General features: G+C 72.5%; 1 protein-coding gene. It reads right to left on the bottom strand.

Annotated features, from left to right (window positions below):
- Positions 1-772 (bottom strand): ketoacyl-synthetase C-terminal extension domain-containing protein (locus tag KUM32_RS36115; RefSeq protein WP_302185227.1); only part of this gene is annotated, 772 nt, incomplete at both ends.

Below are 772 nucleotides of genomic sequence, written 5' to 3'. Positions count from 1 at the left end.
GTCGTCGGCGACGACCGCGAGCCGCTGCTCCATGGCCTCGCGGCCGACCTGGAGGGTGTGGGCGACGGAGGCGAGGTCCGCGCCGTCGAAGCCGTCCCGGGCCGCGGCGAGGTGGTGGGCGACCAGGTCCCGCAGCCGCTCCTCGTCGCGTGCGGAGTAGACGAACAGGTGCGGTCCGGCGGCCTTAGCCGGCCGGGGGCGCCGCTCGACGTACTCCTCGACGATCAGGTGGGCGTTGGCCCCGCCGGCGCCGAACGAGCTGATCCCGGCCCGCAGCGGCTGGCCCGCCGGCGCCTGCCAGGGGGCCAGTTCCTGCTGGACCACGAAGGGGCTGCGGGCGAAGTCGATGTACGGGTTGAGCGTGGTCGAGTGCAGCGACGGTGCCAACTGCCGGTGCTTGAGCTGGAGCAGGACCTTGGTCAGGGCCCCGATGCCGGCCGCGGACTCCAGGTGTCCGATGTTCGACTTGAGGGAGCCGATGGCGCAGAACCCGGTGTCGTCGGTGTGCTGCCGGAAGGCGTTGGTGAGCGCGGTGATCTCGATCGGGTCGCCGAGCGAGGTGCCGGTGCCGTGCGCCTCGATGTACGAGACGGTGCGCGCGTCCACGCCGGCGTCCGCGAGGCCCGTACGGATCAGGTCGGCCTGGGCGTTGGGGTTGGGCACCGTGAAGCCGGAGGTCTTGCCGCCGGCGTTGATCGCGCTGCCCTTGATGACGCCGTAGACGTGGTCGCCGTCGGCGACGGCGCGCTCCAGGGACTTGAGCACCACCGCG

Source organism: Streptomyces sp. AC627_RSS907, from assembly GCF_019049165.1.
Note: the sequence above shows the minus strand (reverse complement) of the source record. Positions and strands in the feature narration are given on the sequence as shown.